Below are 22,380 nucleotides of genomic sequence, written 5' to 3'. Positions count from 1 at the left end.
CAGGCCGACAGGGTTTTTTATAAAGGTGGTTTTACGACTCCTAATCGTAAAACCACCTTTTTGATTGTTACCATCCGGAAAGCTTTACCCACTCAAGCCTTCGATTATTACGGTCGTGAAATTATTTCTTGAAGGCGAAATAGACCGCACCGACCAGGCAGCACGCCGCCCATAAATGGTTCAGCCGCAACCGCTCGTCCATGAACAGCAACGCGAACGGCACGAACACGGTCAGGGTCACCACCTCCTGCAATATCTTCATCTGCGTTACGCTAAGGAAATCGAAGCCGTAGCGATTCGCGGGCACCATGATTGCATATTCGAAGAAAGCAAGCCCCCAACTTGCCAGCAAGGCGAGATACCAGGGACTGCCGTGCGCATAACGCAGATGCCCGTACCAGGCGAACGTCATGAACATATTGGACAACGCCAGGAGTCCCACGAACCCCAATATCTGGGTAGCCATACCCCTTCCACCTCAGTCAATCAAGCCAAAACATGGTATGCTTACATACATTCATGCATGTATATAAGTACTGCACGGGGGCACTGACCTAGATAGCCCGTTCACTCACACACCTCCGTCCGGCGGCCTTCCTGGCTGATGCCGGACACCACCGGCTGGGCATGGCCATGGTACGCAAAACGAAAGAGGAAGCGCTCGAAACCCGCACCCGCATACTCGAAACCGCCGAGCAGATCTTCAGCGAACAAGGCGTCTCGCACACGTCGCTGCAAGATATCGCGGCGGCCGCCAATGTAACCCGCGGCGCGATCTACTGGCACTTCAAGAACAAGACAGACCTGCTGGACGCGATGTTGCAGCGGGTCAAGATGCCTATCGAGGACGCGCTCGAACGCAGTTGCGACGCCAACTCCCCCGATCCGCTCAGCCAGCTGCGGCGCAGCGCCGTCGACGCCCTGCAATTGATCTCCGAAGGCGCGAGCGCGCAGCGGGTCTGTGAGATCCTGCTGTTCAAGTGCGAGTATGTGGCGGAAACGGCGGACATGCGCCGCCGCCATGTCGACAGCCGCAAGATCGCCCTGGGCCGCTACGAAGACGGTTTCCGCCGCGCCATCGCCCTGGGGCAGTTGCCGCCCCACACCAATCCCCGGATCGCCGCGCTGGGCCTGCACGCCATCATGCACGGCCTGTTCATGGACTGGATGCTGGAACCGGGCGATTTCGACATCACCGAAGTGGGCGGCCGGGTCATCGACGATTTCCTGGCCGGGCTGAAGATCAGCCAGCCGGAAACGCCGGCCGGCTGACGCGCGGGTGGGGCGCTACCTGCGCTGCTCGACCTCGTAGGTCACGTCCCTGACCTGCCCGTTCGTGTCGGGGAAGCGATCGAAGATCGCCCGCACCAGGTAGGGCATCACCTGCGGAATGGAGTCGCCCGAGCCGGTGCTTACGGCCGTGGACTCATAGACCTTCTGCCCGTTCTGGCGGGCATCGCGGATCTCCACCCGCAGCGAAGCACGCGACGCATCCACCGTGGTGGACGTCCAGGTCGGCGGATACGGCGGCCCCCAGGCGAAACCCATGCCGCCGCGGCCGCGATAGCCGAAGCCGCCCCAGCCATAGCCCCAGGGGCCCCACGGACCGTAGAAAGGATCGTAGGCCGGGCGCTCGACGCGCACCTGCACCGGCTCGACGCCATACGAGAAGCTGACGGTAAAGCGGGCGGGCTTGCCCGCCTGGGCCTCGACCATGCCGGTGGGGCCGATGCCCGAACGGATCATGTCGGCGTATTCGCGATACTCCAGGCTGTCCCGCTGTGCCGCGGGCGTATCGAATTTCCAGGTGGCGCCCGCGGCATCGGCCGGCCACTGCTGGAAGGTGGTGACGCGGGCCGGCACGGTGGTCGCGCAGCCCGCGAGCAAGGCCACTGCGGCGACCTTCGCGACGCGGCTGGCCCATGTCCAGCCGCCCCGCCCGAAGAAAGAATTACATTTGGATATCGACATGATGCTTTCGCGTCCGCAGCAAGAATCGTAATTTAACCGTTATGGCGCTTGGACCGACACGAGGTGTTTCGGTTCTCGGCCGGCGCGTCCCGCCCCACCCCGCTACAATCCCATCCCTGCGCCGTCACTCGTTTCCCCCATCATGCGTACCGATACCTCCGTCACCATCAGACGCCAGAATTACCTTCCGTTTCCGTATGACATCACGACGGTCAGGCTGGAATTCGACCTCGACCCCGCGGACACCCTGGTCCGTTCGCTGCTGGAGGTGCGGCGCACCGGCGAAGGCCCGCTGGTCCTGAACGGCGAAGACCTGGAACTGGTCTCGGTCAAGGTGGACGGCCGCGACTGGACCGGGCACTATCAAGAGGACGGCAACACCCTGACGCTGGACGGCCTGGGCGCCCAGGCACAGGTCGAGATCGTCTCGCGCTGCCGGCCCGAGGCCAATTCCGCGCTGATGGGGCTCTACGTCTCGAACGGCGTCTTCTTCACGCAATGCGAGGCCGAGGGCTTTCGCCGCATCACCTGGTTCCCCGACCGGCCCGACGTCATGTCGCGGTATTCGGTGGTGCTGCGGGCCGACAAGAAACGCTTCCCGCAGCTATTGTCCAACGGCAACCTGGTCAAGCAGGCCGACCTTGCCGACGGCCGCCACGAGGCGCATTGGGAAGACCCGTTCCCCAAGCCCTGCTACCTGTTCGCGCTGGTGGCCGGCACCCTGACCTGGCGCGAGTCCCGCCTGCGCACCCGATCGGGCCGCGAGGTGCTGCTGCAGGTCTACAGCGACCCCGGCAGCGAGGGCAAGACCCGGTACGCGCTGGAGTCGCTGGAACGCGCGGTGCGCTGGGACGAACAGCGCTTCTCGCTCGAACTGGACCTGGACCGCTTCATGATCGTGGCGGCGCGCGACTTCAACATGGGGGCCATGGAGAACAAGGGCCTGAACATCTTCAACGCCGCCTACGTGCTGGCCGATCCGGAAAGCGCCACCGACGCAAACTTCAGCGCCATCGAGGCGGTAATCGGCCACGAATACTTCCACAACTGGACCGGCAACCGTGTCACTTGCCGCGACTGGTTCCAACTCAGCCTGAAGGAAGGTCTGACGGTCTTCCGTGACCAGGAATTCACCGCCGACATGATGGCGCAGGGGCTGGATGCCGAGGCAGCCGCCAGCGCGCGCACGGTCAAGCGCATCGACGACGTCGTGACGCTGCGCGCGGCCCAGTTCCCCGAGGACGCCGGCCCGATGGCCCATCCCATCCGGCCCGAAAGCTATCAGGAAATCGGCAACTTCTACACCGCCACCGTCTACGAGAAAGGCGCGGAAGTCATCCGCATGCAGCAGACGCTGCTGACGCCGGCGGGATTCACGCGCGGGCTGGCCGAGTACTTCCGCCGGCACGACGGCCAGGCCGTGACCTGCGACGACTTCGTGGCCGCGATGGAATCGGTGTACGCGCAAGACCATCCCGGACGCGACCTGTCCGTGTTCAGGCGCTGGTACAGCCAAGCGGGCACGCCGCGGGTGCGGGTGACGATCGAGCACGAAGCCGCCGCGCGGCGCTGCACCGTCACACTGGCCCAGCGCTGCGAGCCGGTGGGCGTGGAGCGCCTGCCGGGCGCGCCGGCCAAGCTGCCCTTCCACATTCCCTTCGCCATCGGCCTGCTCGACGCGCAGGGCCAACCCTTGCCGCTGAAACAGGCCGACAGCCACGAGGTGCGCGACACCGCCCTGCTCGAACTGACCACCGAGCGCGCGCAATGGACCTTCGAGAACATCGATGCCCGGCCCGTGCCTTCGCTGCTGCGCGACTTCTCCGCGCCCGTCATCGTCGAATACGACTACTCCGACCACGAACTGGCGCTGCTGATGCAGCACGACGGCAATGCCTTCGCACGCTGGGAAGCCGGGCAGCAGCTGGCCACCCGCGTCATTCTGGCGGCCACCCGCGAACGGCAGGACGGCAAGCCTTTCGCGCTGCACCCCGACTTCATCGAGGCCTGGCGCTCGGTGCTGACCGCGCCGGGACTGGATGCCGCCTACCGGGCCCGCGCCCTGACACTGCCGTCGGAAAAGACGCTGGCCGAACACATGGACAAGGTCGATCCGGTGGCGCTGGCCGCCGTGCGCGACGACACCCTGAGCGCGCTCGGCCGCGCCCTGGCGGACGACTGGCGCGCCGCGGTCCAGGCCAACCAGACACCGGACGACTACTCGCCCGATCCCATCAGCGCGGGCAGGCGCGCGCTGAAGAACCTCGCGCTGGCCACGCTGATGGCTGGCCGCGTGGACGGCGCGACGGAACTGGCGCTGGGCCAGTACGACACGGCGCGCAACATGACGGACCGGTTGTCGGCGCTGTCCTCGCTGGTCAACTTCGGCGCGCCCGACGCCGCCGCGCGAGTGCTGGCCGACTTCTACGAGCGCTGGCAGCACGACCCGCTGGTGGTGGACAAATGGTTCGCCCTGCAGGCAACCGCCCGGTGCACCACGGTCCAGACCGTGGAAGGCCTGATGGCCCATCCCGCGTTCTCGCTGCGCAATCCCAACCGCGCCCGCTCGCTGGTCTTCCAGTTCTGCCTGAACAACCCCTACGGCTTTCACCGCGCCGACGGCAGCGGCTACCGCTACTGGGCCAGCCAGGTCCTGGCGCTGGATGCCCTCAACCCCGAAATCGCCGCCCGCCTGGCGCGCGCGCTGGACCGCTGGGTCCGCTACGTGCCCGAGCTGAGCGAACCGATGCGGCAGGCCCTGCAACAGGTGCGCAGCCACCCCGGCCTGTCGCGCAACGTTACCGAAATCGTTTCTAAAGCCCTGGAGATCGCCGCATGAAGCGCAAGACGCTCACCCAATTCCTGATCGAGCAGCAGCGCGGATCCGCCGCCCTGCCCGCCGAAGTCCGCCTGCTGATCGAAATCGTCGCCCGCGCCTGCAAGGCCATCGGCCACGCGGTCGGCAAGGGCGCGCTGGGCGGCGTGCTCGGCAGCCTGGAGTCCGAGAACGTCCAGGGCGAAGTGCAGAAGAAGCTGGACGTGCTGTCCAACGAGATCCTGCTGGAAGCCAACGAATGGGGCGGCCAGCTGGCGGCCATGGCTTCCGAGGAAATGGAAACCGTCCACCTCATCCCCACCCACTACCCCAAGGGCGAATACCTGCTGCTGTTCGATCCGCTGGACGGCTCCAGCAACATCGACGTGAACGTGTCCATCGGCACGATCTTCTCGGTGCTGCGCGCGCCCGCCGAGGCCCGCGGCCGCGAGATCACCGAACAGGACTTCCTGCAGCCCGGCACGCAGCAGGTGGTGGCGGGCTACGCGCTGTACGGTCCGCAGACCATGCTGATCCTGACCGTGGGCACCGGCGTGTTCGGCTTCACCCTGGACCGCGAACTCGGTTCGTGGGTGCTGACCCAGGAGAACATCCGCATTCCGGCCGACACCAAGGAATTCGCGATCAACATGTCCAACATGCGCCACTGGGCACCGCCCGTGCGCCGCTACGTCGAGGAATGCCTGGCCGGCAAGACCGGCCCGCGCGGCAAGGACTTCAACATGCGCTGGATCGCCTCCATGGTGGCCGACGTGCATCGCATCCTGAACCGCGGCGGCATCTTCATGTATCCGTGGGACGCGCGCGAACCGACCAAGCCCGGCAAGCTGCGCCTGATGTACGAAGCCAACCCCATGAGCATGCTGGTGGAACAGGCCGGCGGCGCATCGACCAACGGCCTGCAGCGTATCCTGGACATCGAGCCCGCCGCGCTGCACGAACGCGTCAGCGTGATCCTGGGTTCGAAGAACGAAGTCGACCTCGTCACCAAATATCATCACGAGGCGGGTTGAGAAAGCCCCCTGCGCGCCTCGCGCGCAGGGGGATCAGAACAGTTCGAAATACTCGCGCTGTTCCCACTCGCTCACTTCGAGATTGAAGCGGGCGATCTCGGCTTCCTTGATGTGGCAGAAGTAATCCACGAAGCCGGCTCCCAGCCCCTCGCTCAGCACCGTATCCTCGCGCAGGCATCCCAGCGCCTCGGTCAGCGTGTGCGGCAAGTTGGCGGCCGGGGTCTCGTAGGGCGCGTCAGCCGACGGCCCGGGATCGAGGCCGCGGGCGATCCCATCCATGCCCGACAATACCTGCGAGGCGAAATACAGATAGGGATTCGCCGCGGGTTCGCCCACCCGGTTCTCGATGCGCGTCGCGGAATCGCCCACGCCGCCCAGCACGCGCAGCATCACGCCCCGATTGTCCCGCCCCCAGATCGCCCGATCGGGCGCGAGCGAATACGGCCGGTAGCGCTTGTAGCCATTCAGGGTCGGCGTCGACAGCGCGGTGGCGCCGCAGGCATGGGCGAGCAGCCCGCCCAGGTAGTGGCGCCCCACCGGCGACAGGTCCTGCCCCGCCTCGGTGGGCACGAAGGCATTGCTGCCGTCGGCCAGGCGACGCAGGGATTGATGCAGGTGCCAGCCGCTGGACACCACGTTCGGAATGCGCGGGCGGCACATGAAGGTGGCGTGGAAACCTTCGCGGCGGCATACCTGCTTGACCGCGTTGCGGAACAGGATCATGTCGTCGGCCGTCTTCAGCGCATCGCCCGGCGCGAAGGTGAACTCGAACTGGCTGGGACCGAACTCCACCTCCAGCGAACGCAGCGGCAGGTCCAGCTGCTGTGTCGTCTTGCGCACCAGCTCCATGACCGAATCGACCGCGTCATAGCGCAGCTCGGTCAGGTACTGGTAGCCATGCGACATCAACTCGACGTCCGGGGGCACGCCAGGCTGGCCGGGCTGGCCCGCGTCTTCCGGACGCATATGGTGCTGCGCCACCTTGAAGACGTGGCACTCGACCTCCAGCCCCGTCATCAGGCCATATCCCGCCTCGTTCAGGTTCGCCAGGGTCTTGCGGAACAGCTGGCGAGTATCGAACGGCACCGGCACGCCGCTCTGGAAATACGTATCGCACAACAGCCAGCCGGTATTGGGCGCCCAGGGCAGGACCTTGAACGTGGTGGGGTCGGCCACCATCAGGACATCGGCGGCACCCTGCATCTCGGGGCGGCTGAAGCCGCCGCCGGACGTGAACACCGGGAACACCGTCCGGTGCGACGTATCCTTGGCGTACATGGTGGTGGTGATGGTGACGCCGCTCCTGAGCGCGCGCACCGCCTCCTGGGCCACCAGTGTCTTGCCGCGCAGGATCCCGTGCTGGTCGGGGAAGGAAAAGCGCACGACGTCCAGCTTGCCGCCCTCCAGGGCGGCGATGACGTCGCGCGCGGCCAGTTGCTGGGCCTCGGACCACAGGCCGAACCGATCAACGAAAGACATGTCGCCCCCTACGCCGCCCACTCGGAACTCTTGCGGCGCTTCTCGTCCGCGACCTTCCAGTAATCGCTCCAGGTATCGTCCGGCCCGATGCCGTCGATGGAAGGCGGACCGGTGAATTCGCCGGCCTTCGATTCGTCGATCACCATCAAGGCTTTCTCGCCGCGCCCGGCCTGGTCGATGGCCTCGAGCAGCAGGCGGCGATAGGCGACGATGCCCTTGTCGGTGGAACCCAGGTGCTCGCGGGTGCGGTCCTGGATCCTGCCCTGCGATTCGACGGCCCACTGATCGTGCACGTTGATGTCGTGCCCCATCCCGGTATAGGTCTGCGTCGCCTGCTCTTTCGAATCGTAGCCGTAGTTGTTGAAACGACCCACGCGCGGCATGTAGTCCGGCAGTTCGTACAGCGCCAGGCGCTGGTCGCGCATCTGCTGCTTGTTCACCGGCTGGCCGAAGCTGGTGAAGATGGCGTACCAGTAGCAGCTCTCGTCATCGATCGGCACATGCCATTGCGCGATCGTCATCTCGGAGCTCATGGGGATGATGAAGGCCTGCGGGAAGACGAGGTTGGTCACGCGCACATGGGTCTGCTCGTCGCCCAGCCGGCGCAGCGCGGTCAGGCGCAGCCCGTAGTTGGCGGGATCGACCTTGATCTCGGGGCGATCGTACTCGCGCAGCACCTTGGTGATGGGCAGGTTGGAATCGGCCGACGCGCCGCGGAACTGCTTGCCGTAGCTGGCCTCGGTATCGCCATCCTCGAAGAAGCGGTGCAGGTACGAGGCGTGGGCGGGATCGATGCCGACCTCCAGCGCCTGCAGCCAGTTGCAGTCGAGGTAGCCCTTGAAGGCGAAGGTGTATTCGTTCGGAGCGACGAAGCAGTCGAAGTGGGGAAATGCCGGGGGTTCGCCTTCGCCGATGTAGGCGAACAGGAGGCCGCTCTTCTCGACCACGGGATAGGATTTCTGCTTGATGCGCTGGGGCAGCTTGCTGCCTTCCGGTTCGGCCGGCGTCTCCAGACAGGCGCCGTTGACGTCGAACAGCCAACCGTGGAACAGGCAGCGCAATCCGCCATCCTCCAGGCGGCCGAACGCCAGGTCGGCGCCGCGGTGCGGACAGTCGCGATCGAGCAGGCCGTAGCGGCCCTCCTCGTCCCGGAACAGCACGAAATGCTGCCCCATCAGCTTGACCGGACGGATGGGGCGGTCGCCATCCAGTTCGTCGACCAGGGCAACGGGCTGCCAATACTGGCGCAGCAAGGTGCCGGCCGGCGTGCCCATCCCCACACGGGTGATGCGTTCATTCTGCTCAGGGGACATACGAACTCCATTGGGGTGGTGCGATGTATGCAAGATACTATTCTATGGATCCAATGATGTAAACCCGTGTCCTTCCTCCTGCGCTTCCCGAAGACCTAAAAAATCAAAAATATAAAAATAATCGTTTAATTTCATACACTTAAATAAAAACATCGTTTTCCCTAACCCTTGAAACCACAAGGCCCGGATAGGGCAGGAATAGCCGGTTTCCACAAAACTGGATCCAGCCGTTCAATTCGATACAATGAGGCGCCAAGTGAATCGCGCCGCACCACGAGCGTGCCCGCGCTGCACTCGCCAAGGAGAGCGACATTGGAATCGCAACAGACGCGCGTATTGGTGCAACTGCGGGACCTGATACTGAAAGGGGAATTCGCGCCCGGCGAGCGCCTGGCCGAGATTCCGCTGGCCGAGAAACTGGGCGTCTCGCGCACGCCCATCCGCCTGGCGCTGGCCGCCCTGGAACAGGAAGGGCTGATCGAGCCCTCGCCCACCAATGGCTACATGATGCGGCGCTTCACCCCGCGCGAGATCCATGACGCCATCGCGGTGCGCGGGCACCTGGAAGGCATGGCCGCCCGCCTGGTGGCCGAACACGGCGTCTCGCGCCAGTTGTCGCTGGATCTGCGGGCCTGCCTGCAGGACGGCGACCGCGCCGTCAACAAGGCCGAGATGACTTACGACGACTATGCCCTGTACGGGGAAATGAACGATCGCTTCCACAAGCTCGTCATCGACGCCGCCGGCAACTTCGCGCTGGCGCGCGCCATAGAAATGAACAACCGCCTGCCCTTCGCCTCGCCCAGCACCATGCTGCCGATGCAGAACACCGGGGATGAGCGGCAGAAATGGATGGTCTATGCCCACCTCCAGCACCACCGGCTGGTGCAGGCCATGGAGAAAGGCGAAGGCGCCCGCGCCCAGGCGCTGGCCGAGGAACACGTGGATGTCGCGCAAATGAACCTGGAATACGCGCTCGAGCGCCCGGAAACCGCCGCCCAGCTCCTGCCGGCCATGAAGATCGTGCTGGGCAAGGCCTGACGCATGGCCGCCGACGGACGACCGCAACATACCGACTGGCCTGGCGTCGCGCTGGGCGTGACCTGCGGCATCCTGGTCGCGCTGTGCGTGGGCAAGATGCCGCCCGCGCTGCCGCTGCTGCAGCAGGACCTGGGATTGGGCCTGCGCGAGGTGGGCTGGGTCGTCTCCCTGTTCAGCACCATCGCTACCCTGTGCGCGGCCGGCATGGGGCTTCTTTCCGGTCGCGTCGGTGCCTGGCGCTTCACCCTGGTCGGCCTGTGCGCGCTGGTGACGGGGGGCCTGATGGGCGCGGTGTCCGACAGCTACGCCATGCTGCTGGCCAGCCGCATCCTGGAAGGCACCGGGCAGATCGCCATCGTCGTGTCGGTGCCCGCGATGCTGACGGCGCTCAGCGCGCCGCACCAGACCCGCCTGGTGCTGGCCCTGTGGTCGGCCTACATGCCGCTGGGCATCAGCCTGGCGCTGCTGACGGCGCCGCTGCTGCTCGAGGACGGCCACTGGCGCCTCCTGTGGGCCCTGATCGCCGGCCTGACGGCGGTGTGCGCGGCGTGGGTGGGGCTCTGGCGCTCGCGCTACATCCACCCCAGGCCGGCACGCTCGCTGGACTGGCGCAAGCTGACGGGCGGGCTGCGCCAGGTCGTGCCCTGGGTGCTGGCGCTGTCGTTCACGTTCTACGCCATCCAGTTCTTCACGGTCATGACCTTCCTGCCGACCTGGGCCATCCAGGAACGCGGCCTGTCGCTGCGCACCGCTTCCCTGCTGACCGCCATCGTGATCTTCTTCAACGCCGGCGGCTCGGTGCTGGGGGCTTCGCTGCTGCAGCGCGGCCTGCGCGGCAGCTCGCTGATCATGACGGCCCATGTCGTCGTCGGCCTGTCCGCCTGCGCGATTTTCTCGGACTGGCTGCCGGACGCCGTCCGCTTCGGGGCCTGCCTGAGCCTGAACCTGATCGGCGGAACCCTACCCGCCGCCACCTTGTCGGCCTCGCCGCGCCTGGCCAGGAGCCCGGACCAGATCGCCAGCTTGCAGGGGCTGTTCCTGCAAGGCTCCAACCTGGGGCAGTTCGCGGCCGCCCCGCTGGTGACCTGGGCCGTCACGCTGTCCGGCGCGGTGCCGGACTGGTCCCATGCCCTGCCGCTGATGGCGCTGTGCGCCACGATCGGCCTGGGCCTGGGCATCTTCGCCCGCTCGCGGGGGCTATGAAAAATGGCCATGGCGCTTGCCGCCATGGCCGTTCCCTGAACCCTCGTGCCTTAGATGTAGATGATCAGCGCGACCACGCCGATGATCAGCGCCGCCTTGGTCAGGCGGTAGACCGTGCGGTTCCAGTTCTTGAGCCGGCGGCGATACTGCCCCGCCACCCACACGACATAGAACAGCTTGTTGATCAGGCCCGTCTTGTCGCCGTCTTCATTGGGCGAACTGGCGGCGGTCATGACCTTGCGCCCCATCCACTTGTTGAAGGCCTGCGCCCAGCGATAGCGTAGCGGCCGCTCGACGTCGCAGAACAGGATGATGCGGTCGTGGTCGGTCCCGTTCTCGGCCCAGTGGATGAAGGTCTCGTCGAACACCACGCTCTGCCCGTCGCGCCAGCTGTAGCGTTCGCCGTCCACCTCGATGAAGCAGCGGTCGTCGTTGGGCGTCTCCAGCCCCAAGTGGTAGCGCAGCGAACCGGCGAACGGATCCCGATGGGGATTGAGCTTCGCCCCGGGCGGCAGTTCGGCGAACATGGCCGCCTTGACCTCGGGAATGCCGCGCAGGATCTCGACCGTGCGGGGGCAGTACTCGTGCGCGGACGGATGCTGAGCCTCGTACCACTTCAGGTAGAACCGTTTCCAGCCCGACTTGAAGAAGGAATTGAAGCCCGCGTCGTTGTTCTTTTCCGCCGCGCGTATGCGCTGCGCGTCGCGCAGTTGTACCGCCTCGTCGCGGATGATCTCCCAGTTGTCGTCCAGCGCCTGCAGCGCCGGCAACTGCCGCACCGGGATGTAGGGCACGGCGGGCACCCGGGAAAACAGGTACATGAACGCGTTCACGGGCGCCACGATCGAGGAATGGTCGAACAACTGCCTGAAGAAGCGCAGCCGGACCTTGCCCCGGAAGTGCACGTAGCCGATGGCGCCCAGGTACAGCGCGACGATGATCCATTTCATGTTCAGTCCTATCCCCCTATACCTCTAGCACGGTGGAGCCGGTGGTCTTGCGGGCGGCCAGCGATTCGTGGGCCTGGGCGATGTCCTCGAGCCTGAAGCGCTGCTCGATGCGCGGCTTGATCTTGCCCGCCACGACCAGTTCGAACAGGTCGGCCGCCGCGGCCTGCATTTTTTCCAGAGTGTCCACGTGATGCGCCACGGTGGGTCGCGTCACGAACAGCGAGCCCTTCTGCGCCAGGACGCCCAGGTTGACCCCCGAGACCGCGCCGGACGCGTTGCCGAAGCTGACCATCAGGCCCCGCTGCTGCAGGCAGTCGAGCGACGTTTCCCAGGTGTCCTTGCCCACGCCGTCGTAGACCACCGGCACCTTCTTGCCCTTGGTCAGTTCGAGCACGCGCTGGGCGACGTTCTCGCGGCTGTAGTCGATGACCTGCCACGCGCCGTTGGCCTTGGCCAGTGCCGCTTTTTCCGGCGAGGACACCGTACCGATCAATTTTACGCCCAATGCCTTCGCCCACTGGCACGCGATCAGGCCGACGCCGCCGGCCGCGGCATGGAACAGGATGGTCTCGTTGCCCTGCAGGCGGTAGGTCTGGCGGAACAGGTACTGCACCGTCAGCCCCTTGAGCATGATGGCCGCGGCCTGGTCGAAACCGACGCCGTCCGGAATGCGGACCACCTGGAAGGCGGGCATGTTGCGCACTTCCGCATAGGCGCCCAGCGGGCTCTGCCCGTAGGCCACGCGGTCGCCCACCTTCAGGTGCCGCACCTTGGGCCCCACCGCATCCACCACCCCGGCCGCCTCGAACCCCAGCACGGCGGGCAGCCGGGTGGGATACAGGCCGGTGCGGAAATAGATGTCGATGAAATTCAGGCCGACGGCGTGCTGCCGGATCCGGACTTCGCCGGGGCCGGGAGCGGGCACGTCGACGTCAACCAGCTTGAGCACTTCGGGGCCGCCGTGCTGCTCGATGCGTATCGCCTTGGACATCTGGAATCTCCTTGATGGGCAATGGTCATGCCGCATTCTAATCGCGCATACAATCGCGGAGAATATCGGCCGCGCCCCGATGCGAGGCGCCGTCCGCCCACCCTCAAGGTACGCATGTGAAGACCGATCCGCGCTTTCCCAACCTGTTCATCCTCGATCATCCGCTGATCCAGCACAAGCTGACCCACATGCGCGACAAGAACACGTCGACGCGGACGTTCCGCCAGTTGCTGCGCGAAATCTCGCAACTGATGGGCTACGAGGTCACCCGCAACCTCCCGCTGGCGCAGCGCCCGATCGAAACGCCCATGACGGCCATGGACGCGCCGGTCATCGCCGGCAAGAAGCTCGCGGTGGTGCCGGTGCTGCGGGCGGGCAGCGGCATGGCGGACGGACTGCTGGACCTGGTGCCCTCGGCCCGGGTCGGCCATATCGGCCTGTATCGCGACGACCAGCACCGGCCGGTGGAATACCTCGTGCGCCTGCCCGAACTCGAGGGCCGAACCTTCATCCTGTGCGATCCGATGATAGGCACGGGCTATTCGGCCGCCCACGCGGTGGAAGCGCTGAAGAAGCGCGGCGTGCCGGCCTCGAGCATCATCTTCGTCGCGCTGGTGGCCTCGCCCGAGGGCATGCAGGTCTATTGCGACCACCATCCCGACGTCCCCATGTACCTGGCGTCGCTGGACGACTACCTGGACGAGAACGCCTACATCGTGCCGGGTCTGGGCGACGCCGGCGACCGGCTCTTCGGCACCAAGAACTAGGCCGCTACCAAACCGACGCATCGTCCGCGCCCGCCGGCCCCGACGCGGCGACCAGCGCCGCCAGCACGCCGGCGGTCTCGGCATCGAACACGCCGTCGTAGCGCGCGGGCCGGTAGTGCATCTGGAACGCCGCGACGACCGCCTGCATGTCGTGCGGGGGCGCATCGCCGCGCGGCACCGCGTACCCCACCCGCGCAAGCTGGCGCCGGGCCCACTCCATGCCGGGCAACCCCTGCGACGCGAAGCGCGCGCCCAGCGCCTGGGCCACCGATTCGTCATACCATCGGCCCACGCCTTCGCGGGCCAGCTCGCGCCAGGGAAACAGCGGACCGGGGTCCTGCTTGCGCAGCGGCGCGATGTCGCTGTGGCCGACGATGTTTTCCGGCGCGATCCCGTGGCGGTCGGCGATATCGCGCACCAGCGCCCGCACGGCCCGGATCTGCGACGGCCGGTATGGCTGCCACGCCGGCGTCCCGTCGGCGGCCGTCCCGACCGGCCCGCGATTCACGATCTCTATGCCTATCGAACTGCGATTGAGCCAGGTGTAGCCGCTCCACTCGCTCTGGCCGGCATGCCAGGCGGCCCGGCTCTCGTCCACCAGCCGGTAGATGCGCGGCGGTTCGTCGTCGGTGACCAGGTAGTGGCTGCTGACCTCCCCCCGGCTGAGCGTACCCAGTGCCCGCGTCGACTCCGACACGGTGTAGTGGAGCACGATGAATTGCACCCGGCTGCCCTGGCTGCGCGCGCGAATGGACGTGTCTATGTCCAGGCCATGCCTGCCGGGCGCCATCGGCGCGCAGCCCTGGAGCGCGAGCAGGCCGGCCAGGCCGAGCATGGCCAGGGGCGAGTACGGGAAACGTCGCGTCATCTAGGCGGGTTCCTTGGAAGCGGTTTCGAGCAACCAGGCCCGGAAAGCGATCAGGGCCGGATGATCACGGCGCTGCACGGGCGTGCAAAGCACGTAGCCGCGAGGCAGTTCGACCGGCACGTCGAAAGGCACGGCCACCCGGGCCGACTCGACCTCGTCGCGTACCAGGCAGCGCTGCAGCACGGCCAGCCCCATGTCGGCCATGACCGCGCGCACCAGTATGGACACCTGGTCGAAGCCGTTGGCCAGGCGGGGCGCCGCCTCGACGCCCACCGCCTGGAACCAGTGCGGCCAGTTGCCTTTGGCATTGGTGTGATACAGCAGCGGCTCGTCCAGCAGCTCGGCCGGATGTTTCCAGCGCCCCGCGGCCCGTCGGGCGGCCAGCCGGTCCGGATGGCAGATGACCACGATGTCCTTACCGATGACGTAGTCGCACTGCCATTGCGGCCATTGCTCCGGCACGCCGCTCAGGATGGCGGCATCGGGCATGGCACCCGAAAAATCCTCGTCCCGGCGATAGGCCGAGAAACTCAGCTCGACCTGTGGATGCCGGCGGTGGAAGTCCGGCAGGCGCGGCACCAGCCAGACGCTGGCAAGCGTCGGGACCACCGACAGGCTCAACTGGTGCCGGCGCGCGGCGGCCCGCAGTTCCGCGCTGATCGCCTCGATGGCCTGCAGCGGGCCGGCGGCATCGGCCAGGCGCCGGCCCGCCTCGGTCAACGCCAATCCATGCGCGCTGCGGGCCATCAGGGGCTGCCCGAAATGGTCCTCCAGCCGGGCGATGGCGCGGCTGATCGCGCCCTGGGTCACGCACAGCGTCTGGGCGGCCTTGGTAAAGCTGCCCAGTTGCGCCGCCGTCACGAAGGCGTGCAGTTCCGACATGGAGGGAGAATGGATGCGCACACTGCTCTTGCATTACCAAACGTAATGCCTCGGTGAAATATAGTCGTTTGTCGCACGATCGTAAATTTCTGACACTTCGTGGCAACCCAACACCCCGCTACGCTACGGAGACTCCCCATGCGCCCATCCCTGGTCCGCCCCCGCCACCTTCTCCTCGCCGCCGCCTGTGCGATCCTGCCGGGCGCGGCCGCCCATGCCGCCGACGCCTACCCGTCGCGCCCCATCCGGCTGATCGTGCCCTTCGCCCCCGGCGGCTCGACCGACATCGTGGCTCGCCTCATCGCCGAATACGCGGGCCGCGAGCTCAAGCAGCCCGTCGTGGTGGAGAACAAGGGTGGCGCCGGCGGCGCGCTCGGCATGGAAATGGTGGCCCGCGCCCCGGCGGACGGCTACACCATCGGCATGGCCACCGTCAGCACGCACGGCTCGAACCCGGCCATCTACCCCAATCTCAAGTACGACGCGCGCAAGGACTTCGCTCCCATCGCCAACGTACTGGCCATTCCCAGCGTATTCGCGGTGCATCCGTCGGTGCCCGCCCGCAACATGAACGAATTCATCGCGCTGGCGAAGGCCCAGCCCCGGAAGTACTCGTTCGCCTCGCCCGGCGTCGGCTCGCTGGGCCATGCCAACATCGAGAACTTCATGATGCTGTCCGGCATCCAGCTGCTGCACGTACCCTACCGCGGCGCCGGGCCGGCCTTGAACGACGCGCTGGCCGGCCAGGTCGACGCCATCACGGACAACCTGTCGTCCACCCTGCCCCATCTGCAGGCCGGACGCCTGCGCCCGCTGGCCGTGCTGGGCGCCCAGCGTTCGCCGCTGCTGCCCGAGGTTCCCACTTATGCCGAACTTGGCTTTTCCGAAATGGGCACGGGCGGCTGGTTCGGGCTGGTCGCGCCCGCCGGCACGCCTCCCGGGGCCATCGCCCGCCTGAACCAGGCGGTGCGCAAGGCCATGCAGCTTCCCGATTTCCAGAAGAAGGCCGAAGACGCGGGCGGCACGCTGGTGCCGACCACGCCCGAGGAATTCGCGCGGCAGATCGACCAGGCGCTCGACCGCTACGCCAAGGTCGCCAAGGCGGCGAACATCCAGGCGCAATAAGCATGGCCGCGCTTCCCCCGCAGCCGGTCGTACGGCGCGATCCGACCGGCTCCGTCCTGCCGCTGGTGTGCGACTCGCCTCACAGCGGCACATGCTATCCGGAGGACTTCGGCGCGGCGCTGCCCCTGGCACGCCTGCGCCAGGGCGAGGACACGCATGTCGACGCCCTGTGGTCGGCCGCGCCCGATCACGGCGCGACGCTGATCGCCGCCACCTTTCCCCGGGTCTACATCGACCCCAACCGGACGCTGGCCGATCTCGATCCGGCGCTGCTGGCCGAACCCTGGCCGCAGGCGCTGGCGCCCACCGAGAAGACCCGGCTCGGCAAGGGGCTGATATGGGCCAGGATGGACGCGGCCACGCCCATCTACGACCGAAGGCTGTCGGCACGGGAGGTCCGCCGCCGCATCGACACCTGCTACCTGCCCTATCACGAGGCACTGGACCGGGCGGTGCGGGAACGCCACGCCCAATTCGGCGCGCTGTGGCACCTGAACCTGCACTCCATGCCCAACGACGTCTACGAGCGGCTGGGCATCCGCAGCCCGCATCCGCTGGCCGACTTCGTGCTGGGGGATCGCGATGGCACGACCTGCGAGCCGGCGTTCGTCGCGCTGATCGAAGAGGCGCTGCGCGGCATGGGCTATACCGTTGCCCGCAACGATCCCTACAAGGGCGTGCAGCTCATCGCCCGCCTGGGTCAGCCGGCGCAGCGGCGCCACAGCCTGCAGATCGAGATCCGCCGGCCTGTCTACATGGACGAGGCCAGCCGCGAACGCAACGCGGACTTCGAACGCGTACGGGCCGACCTGACCGCCCTGCTGGCCCGGATCGCGGCCTACGTCCGCGATCGCCTGCCGCGCTGAAAGCCGGGAAGGCGGCGCGCCTTCAGTGTGCGCCGCCCGCATCGACCGGCGCTCCCGCCCCGCGCTTGCCGGGCTTGGCCAGCCAGACCATCGCGGTCAGGACCAGGAAGATGATGGCCGAACCGTAGAAGATGTCCACCACCGACATGGTCAGCGCCTGCCCGTTGATCAGGTTGTTGATCGAGGCCAGCGCCTGCTCCGGCGACATGCCCGCGCCCTGCATGCTCGAGAGCGCCTGCGACGTGGCCCCGCTGCCGGAAGCGATGTGCTCGGTCAGGTGGGCATGGTGCATGGCCGCCCGGTCTTCCCACATCGTGGTCGAGATGGAAGTGCCGAATGCCCCCGCGGTGATCCGCAGGAAATTCGACAGGCCCGAGGCGCTGGCGATCTTGTCGGGCGGCAGCCCGGCCAGCGTCAGCGATACCAGCGGCACGAAGAAGGCGGCCATCCCCGCGCCTTGCAGCACGGTGGGTTCGAGCAGGGTCACGATGTCGGACTGCGGCGTGAAGTTCGAGCGCATGAAGCTGACGGCGGCGAACACGCCGAAGGCGATCGTGACCAGGATGCGGGGATCCGTGCGCGCCAGCATGCGGCCGACGATGGGCGTGAACACGATGGCCAGCAGCCCGATGGGCGCGGTGACCATGCCGGCGTCGGTGGCCGTATAGCCCATCTGCGTCTGCAACCATAGCGGCAGCAGCACCACGTTGCCGAAGAACACCGCATAGGCGATCGACAGCGTCAGCGCGCCCACGGTGAAGTTGCGTCCCGCGAACAGGCGCAGGTCCACGACGGGGTGCCGGTCGGTCAGTTCCCAGATGACGAAGAACACGAAGCCGACCACCGCGACCACCGCCAGCATCACGATGGTGCCGCTGGCGAACCAGTCAAGTTCCTTGCCCTTGTCCAGCATGATCTGCAGCGCGGCGATCCAGACCACCAGCAGCACCAGGCCCATGGTGTCGATGGGCAGCTTGCGGATCGGCGACTCGCGCTTGTGGTAGATGCTCCAGCTCACCCATGCCGCCACCAGGCCGACCGGGATGTTGATGTAGAAGATCCAAGGCCACGAATAGTTGTCGGAGATCCATCCGCCCAGCAAGGGACCGGCCACGGGCGCCACCAGCGTGGTCATGGCCCAGAACGCGAGCGCCATGCCGGATTTTTCGCGCGGGTAGCTGCCCAGCATCAACGTCTGCGACAGCGGAATCATGGGGCCCGCCACCAGGCCCTGAAGCACGCGGAACGCGATCAGCGACTCCAGGTTGGGCGCCAGGCCGCATAGCCACGATGCGACGATGAACAGCAGCACCGAGGCGATGAACAGTCGCACCTGTCCGAAACGCATGGTCAGCCAGCCCGTCAGCGGCAGCGCGATGGCATTGGCCACCGCGAACGAGGTGATCACCCAGGTGCCCTGGCTGGTGCTGACCCCCAAGTCGCCCGAGATGGCCGGCAGGGAAACGTTGGCGATCGACGTGTCGAGCACGTTCATGAACACCGCCGCGGACAAGGCGATCGTGCCCAGCACGCGCTGGCCGCCCTGGAGCGGAGGATGAGTCGCCGGCGGGCCGCCGGGCGCGGGTTGCGCGGCCGGTTCGTCGGCCGGGGAGGAAGCGTTGGTCGTCATGGCAGCATCCGTGGCCGACGCCTTCCTACATCACGCCCGCGCCGTGGCGCGCGACCGCCATCTCGCCGCCGTTGTCGGCACGCACGGAGGTCGAGATGTGCAGGGGCGAGGTCTTGGCCACCGCCGGCTTGGCCTCGGCCGCGCGGCCGCCCAGATTCTGGGCGATGGTGGCGGCCACCAGGGCGTCGGCGTCCTCGCGGGCATGGTCCATGACCGTGGTCGAATAGGCGGGCGCGGTGCGCGCCGCCTCGGCCAGCGCCGGGCCGTCGGTGGACGACACGTCCACCGAGACGTTCATCGACAGGCCCACGCGCAGCGGATGCGCCTCGATCTCCTTGGGATCCAGGGCGATGCGCACCGGCACGCGCTGCACCACCTTGATCCAGTTGCCGGTGGCGTTCTGGGCCGGCAGCAGCGCGAAGGCACTGCCGGTACCGGCGCCCAGGCCGGCGATCTTGCCGTGGTACTCGACCTTCGAGCCGTAGACATCCGCCTCCAGCGTGACCGGCTGGCCGATGCGCATGCGGCCCAGCTGCACTTCCTTGAAGTTGGCATCCACCCATACCTGGTCCAGCGGCACGATGGTCATCAGCGAAGCGCCGGGCGCCACGCGCTGCCCCACCTGCGCGCTGCGCTTGGCCACATAGCCGGTCACGGGCGCGGGCAACGAGGTGCGCGACAGGTTGATGTAGGCTTCGCGGACCTTGGCCGCGGCGCCCAGGACGTTGGGATGCTGCTCGACGCTGGTGCCATCGGTAAGCGCGGTATTGGTGGCAAGCTGTTCGCGCGCGGCCACCAGGGCCGCCTGCGCCGAGGCCAGCGCCGACTTGGCGTTGCTGACGGCGGTTTCGGCGTGCAGCAGTTCCTCGCCGCTGACCGCGCCGGACGAGGCCAGCTCCTGGCGGCGCTTGGCGTCGTTCTGGGCCTTGGCAAGATCGGCCTTGGCACGCTCGATGTCGGCCTGGCGCACCGCGATGTTGGCGCTCAGCGCGCCGTTGTTGGCATACAGGGTGCGCACCTGGCGCACGGTCTGGGCCAGCGCGGCCTGGGCCTGGTCGAGCGCGACCTGCGCGTCGGCCTTGTCCAGCAGGATCAGCGGATCGCCGGATTTCACGTAGTCGGTGTCATCGGCCTGGATGGCGACCACCGTGCTGGCGATCTGGGGTGTGATCTGCACCAGGTTGCCCTGCACATAGGCGTCGTCGGTGCCTTCGTAGTGGCGGGCCACCAGCGCCCACCACGCGCCGTAGGCGACGGCGGCCACGACGAAGACGCCGGCGGCGCCCAGCAGCAGTTTCTTGCGGGGGTTCTTGGAAGCTTGTTGTGCGGTTTCCATCTCTTTTTCCCTTGCGCCGCGCTGCGCGCGGCATGAACAGGTATTCGACTCGTTCGGCTAGCGCGCGGCCGCGGCGACCGGCTCGGCCGGGCCGGCGGGCAGTTCCGCGCCTCCGCCCAGCGCCTTGGCCAGCGCGACGTCCAGCGTCAGCGCGCGGGCCTTCAGGTCGGTATCCAGCCGGGTCTGCGTCAGCACCGCGCTCTGCGCGGTCAGCACGCTCAGGTAATTGCCCAGGCCCGCCCGATAGCGCTTGACCGCCAGCTCGTAAGCCTGCTCGATGGCCTCTCGGGCCTTGCGCTGCTCGCCGCTCTCGCGGTCCAGCGCGCGGATCGACGCCAGCGTGTCGGCCACTTCGTTGACGGCGTGCAGCACCGCCTGGTTGTAGGACGCGATGGCCAGGTCGGTGTCCGCCGCCCTGCCCTTCAGGTTGGCGTTGAGCCGCTCGCCCTCGAAGATCGGCAGGGTGACGGCGGGGCCGATGCCGATGATCTGGCTGCCGGACTTGAACAGATTGGACAGCCCCAGCGCCGAGGTACCGACGAAGCCCGCCAGGTTGATGTCGGGATAGAACATGGCCTTGGCCGCGTCGACGTTGCGCTGGGCCGACTCGACCCGCCACCGGGCGGCGACGATGTCGGCGCGCCGGCCCAGCAGCGACAGCGGTATGCTGGCCGGCACCTCGGTGCCCGGCGACACCAGGGGCACGGGCCGGATGGCCGCGCCGCGCTCGGGTCCGGTTCCCGCCAGCGCGGCCAGTTCGTTGCGTTGCAGGGCGATGCTTTCATCGACCTGCGCCAGTTGCGTGCGGGCCTCGGCCAGCGCCGAATCGGCCTGCTTGACTTCCACCTGCGTATCCAGGCCCGAGGCGTAGCGCTGGCGGGTCAGGTCGGCCACGCCCTCGCGCTGCCCGATGGCGGCCTGGAGCACGTCGCGCTGCGCGAACAGCCGCTGCAGGTTGAAATAGGCCGACCCCACCGCGCTGGCCAGGATGCCCACCGCCGCCTGGTTCTCCGCCTGCGCCGCCCGGCTTTCGGACAGCGCCGCCTTCAGCAGCGACCCGTTCTTGTTCCAGAAATCCAGCTCATAGCTCACGTTCAACGCCAGCCGCGAGTCGGTGCGCACGCCGCCGGCCAGCGGAGCCGGGATGGCTCCGTGTTCGGTATAGCGCTGGCGGGTGGCGGTGAAGGTGCCGTCGACCCGGGGCAGGCCATTGGCGCGGGCGGTGCCCACGGCGGCCTCGGCGCGCGCCAGGCGGGCCTGGGCGATGACGATGGACGGGTTGCCCGCGATGGCCTCGTCGACCAGGCGATCCAGTTGCGCATCGCCGTAGCGATGCCACCACTGCTGCACCGGCCACTGCACGTCGGCCTGCGCCATCCCCAGCGTGGGCGCATCGACCAGGCGGGCGGGCGAGGCGCCGTCCCGGTCCATGCCCGCGCACGCGGCCAGGGCGGCGACCAGGGGCACTAGCAAGAGTTTTTTCATGGAAGCTTACGATCCGCTGAATTTAATTGCCTTGCCTATTACTGCTTAGGCAGTCATAAAAACGAAACAAGGGCCGCGCCCTGACGGCCCGGCCTCAGCCGCGCTGGGCGCCGTTGGCCGCCATGCGGCGCAGCAAGGACTTCAACTGCTGGACTTCCTGTTCGGAAAAATCGCGGGTGTGCAGGTTGACCGCGTCGTGCAGGCGCTGCGGAACCTGCTCGGTGGCGCGCACGCCCTCTTCCGTCAGCTCCAGCTTGATGACCCGGCGGTCTTGCGCGCTGCGCACCCGCCGTATCAACCCCTTGGATTCAAGGCGGTCGAGCATGCGCGTCATGGCGCCGGTGTCCGAACAGGCGCTGCGAGCCAGTTCGGCGGCCGTTTCCCCCCGCCCCATGGCGAGCAGCATCAGCGGCCCCCATTGCATGGCGGTCAGGTCGAGCGCGGTCATCTCGGCATCGACGGCGCGCTGCAGCGACAAATGGGCCTGCTTGATCAGATAGCCCACGCTTTCCTCCGGATCGTAGCGCCGAATCAGTTCGGCCAGCTCCGGCGAAATGCGGGGAGACGAGGTGGAATCTGCCATGCCGGCATTATTGCTGCATAGGCAATGGTTGTCAATGCAGT

Annotated in this window: 20 protein-coding genes; 8 read left to right on the top strand and 12 right to left on the bottom strand. The window is 67.1% G+C overall.

Annotated features, from left to right (window positions below):
• Window positions 1-121: 121 nt before the first annotated feature.
• The gene (locus EGT29_RS09175; protein ID WP_124688735.1) at window positions 122-466 is read right to left on the bottom strand and encodes a DMT family protein; all 345 of its coding nucleotides are present in this window, start codon (window positions 464-466) and stop codon (window positions 122-124) included.
• Window positions 467-633: 167 nt separating this feature from the next.
• Between EGT29_RS09175 and EGT29_RS09170 the strand changes: the two genes are divergently transcribed.
• Entirely contained in the window at window positions 634-1,272 is a 639-nt protein-coding gene (locus tag EGT29_RS09170) for a TetR family transcriptional regulator (protein WP_124688734.1), read from the top strand.
• Window positions 1,273-1,287: 15 nt separating this feature from the next.
• On the opposite strand, the gene EGT29_RS09165 is transcribed toward EGT29_RS09170, so the two are convergent.
• Window positions 1,288-1,971, bottom strand: coding sequence for a DUF4136 domain-containing protein (locus tag EGT29_RS09165; RefSeq protein ID WP_124688733.1), 684 nt, complete (start codon window positions 1,969-1,971; stop codon window positions 1,288-1,290).
• Window positions 1,972-2,113: 142 nt separating this feature from the next.
• Here EGT29_RS09165 and pepN point away from each other — a divergent pair, with 142 nt between their 5' ends.
• Both pepN and EGT29_RS09155 read left to right on the top strand, forming a co-directional pair.
• On the top strand, window positions 2,114-4,810 hold the full coding sequence (pepN, locus tag EGT29_RS09160) for an aminopeptidase N (protein WP_124688732.1): 2,697 nt from the start codon (window positions 2,114-2,116) through the stop codon (window positions 4,808-4,810).
• Window positions 4,807-5,820 (top strand): class 1 fructose-bisphosphatase, encoded by a 1,014-nt coding sequence (locus EGT29_RS09155; protein ID WP_124688731.1) that lies wholly within the window; start codon window positions 4,807-4,809, stop codon window positions 5,818-5,820. Before pepN ends, EGT29_RS09155 begins: the two co-directional genes overlap by 4 nt.
• Window positions 5,821-5,853: 33 nt before the next feature.
• Here the strand turns inward: EGT29_RS09155 and EGT29_RS09150 are convergent, their stop codons facing one another.
• Window positions 5,854-7,299, bottom strand: coding sequence for a glutamine synthetase family protein (locus EGT29_RS09150; protein ID WP_124688730.1), 1,446 nt, complete (start codon window positions 7,297-7,299; stop codon window positions 5,854-5,856).
• A gap of 8 nt (window positions 7,300-7,307) precedes the next feature.
• On the bottom strand, window positions 7,308-8,612 hold the full coding sequence (locus EGT29_RS09145; RefSeq protein WP_124688729.1) for an aromatic ring-hydroxylating dioxygenase subunit alpha: 1,305 nt from the start codon (window positions 8,610-8,612) through the stop codon (window positions 7,308-7,310).
• Between the two features lie 312 nt (window positions 8,613-8,924).
• Here EGT29_RS09145 and EGT29_RS09140 point away from each other — a divergent pair, with 312 nt between their 5' ends.
• Together EGT29_RS09140 and EGT29_RS09135 are read left to right on the top strand one after the other, a co-directional pair.
• A complete protein-coding gene (locus EGT29_RS09140) occupies window positions 8,925-9,653 on the top strand; it encodes a GntR family transcriptional regulator (protein WP_124688728.1) in 729 nt (242 codons plus the stop codon).
• Between the two features lie 3 nt (window positions 9,654-9,656).
• Window positions 9,657-10,856 carry a CynX/NimT family MFS transporter gene (locus EGT29_RS09135; protein ID WP_124688727.1) on the top strand — a complete coding sequence of 400 codons (1,200 nt, stop codon included), beginning with the start codon at window positions 9,657-9,659 and terminating at the stop codon, window positions 10,854-10,856.
• A 50-nt stretch (window positions 10,857-10,906) separates the two neighbouring features.
• Here EGT29_RS09135 and lpxO read toward each other — a convergent pair whose 3' ends face one another.
• Both lpxO and EGT29_RS09125 read right to left on the bottom strand, forming a co-directional pair.
• Entirely contained in the window at window positions 10,907-11,806 is a 900-nt protein-coding gene (lpxO, locus tag EGT29_RS09130; RefSeq protein WP_124688726.1) for a lipid A hydroxylase LpxO, read from the bottom strand.
• A gap of 16 nt (window positions 11,807-11,822) precedes the next feature.
• On the bottom strand, window positions 11,823-12,797 hold the full coding sequence (locus tag EGT29_RS09125; RefSeq protein ID WP_124688725.1) for a quinone oxidoreductase: 975 nt from the start codon (window positions 12,795-12,797) through the stop codon (window positions 11,823-11,825).
• A 116-nt stretch (window positions 12,798-12,913) separates the two neighbouring features.
• Between EGT29_RS09125 and upp the strand changes: the two genes are divergently transcribed.
• Window positions 12,914-13,564, top strand: coding sequence for a uracil phosphoribosyltransferase (gene upp / locus EGT29_RS09120; RefSeq protein ID WP_124688724.1), 651 nt, complete (start codon window positions 12,914-12,916; stop codon window positions 13,562-13,564).
• Between the two features lie 4 nt (window positions 13,565-13,568).
• Here the strand turns inward: upp and EGT29_RS09115 are convergent, their stop codons facing one another.
• Both EGT29_RS09115 and EGT29_RS09110 read right to left on the bottom strand, forming a co-directional pair.
• Window positions 13,569-14,432, bottom strand: a complete 864-nt coding sequence (locus EGT29_RS09115) for an N-acetylmuramoyl-L-alanine amidase (RefSeq protein ID WP_238160336.1) — start codon at window positions 14,430-14,432, stop codon at window positions 13,569-13,571.
• Window positions 14,433-15,335 carry a LysR substrate-binding domain-containing protein gene (locus EGT29_RS09110; protein ID WP_124688723.1) on the bottom strand — a complete coding sequence of 301 codons (903 nt, stop codon included), beginning with the start codon at window positions 15,333-15,335 and terminating at the stop codon, window positions 14,433-14,435.
• Between the two features lie 117 nt (window positions 15,336-15,452).
• On the opposite strand from EGT29_RS09110, the gene EGT29_RS09105 reads away from it, so the two are divergent.
• Both EGT29_RS09105 and EGT29_RS09100 read left to right on the top strand, forming a co-directional pair.
• Window positions 15,453-16,439 (top strand): tripartite tricarboxylate transporter substrate binding protein BugE, encoded by a 987-nt coding sequence (locus EGT29_RS09105; protein WP_124688722.1) that lies wholly within the window; start codon window positions 15,453-15,455, stop codon window positions 16,437-16,439.
• A 2-nt stretch (window positions 16,440-16,441) separates the two neighbouring features.
• The gene (locus EGT29_RS09100) at window positions 16,442-17,305 is read left to right on the top strand and encodes an N-formylglutamate amidohydrolase (protein ID WP_124688721.1); all 864 of its coding nucleotides are present in this window, start codon (window positions 16,442-16,444) and stop codon (window positions 17,303-17,305) included.
• A 22-nt stretch (window positions 17,306-17,327) separates the two neighbouring features.
• On the opposite strand, the gene EGT29_RS09095 is transcribed toward EGT29_RS09100, so the two are convergent.
• From EGT29_RS09095 to EGT29_RS09080, 4 genes are all read right to left on the bottom strand, one after another.
• Window positions 17,328-18,935, bottom strand: coding sequence for a DHA2 family efflux MFS transporter permease subunit (locus tag EGT29_RS09095; protein ID WP_124688720.1), 1,608 nt, complete (start codon window positions 18,933-18,935; stop codon window positions 17,328-17,330).
• Between the two features lie 25 nt (window positions 18,936-18,960).
• Entirely contained in the window at window positions 18,961-20,271 is a 1,311-nt protein-coding gene (locus EGT29_RS09090) for an HlyD family efflux transporter periplasmic adaptor subunit (protein WP_124688719.1), read from the bottom strand.
• A gap of 57 nt (window positions 20,272-20,328) precedes the next feature.
• On the bottom strand, window positions 20,329-21,756 hold the full coding sequence (locus tag EGT29_RS09085) for an efflux transporter outer membrane subunit (RefSeq protein WP_124688718.1): 1,428 nt from the start codon (window positions 21,754-21,756) through the stop codon (window positions 20,329-20,331).
• 94 nt (window positions 21,757-21,850) lie between these two features.
• Window positions 21,851-22,339 (bottom strand): MarR family winged helix-turn-helix transcriptional regulator, encoded by a 489-nt coding sequence (locus EGT29_RS09080; protein WP_124688717.1) that lies wholly within the window; start codon window positions 22,337-22,339, stop codon window positions 21,851-21,853.
• Window positions 22,340-22,380 lie beyond the last annotated feature (41 nt).

This window comes from Pigmentiphaga sp. H8, assembly GCF_003854895.1.
In the GTDB taxonomy this organism is placed as follows: domain Bacteria; phylum Pseudomonadota; class Gammaproteobacteria; order Burkholderiales; family Burkholderiaceae_B; genus Pigmentiphaga.
This window is presented reverse-complemented; position numbering and strand designations above follow the sequence as displayed.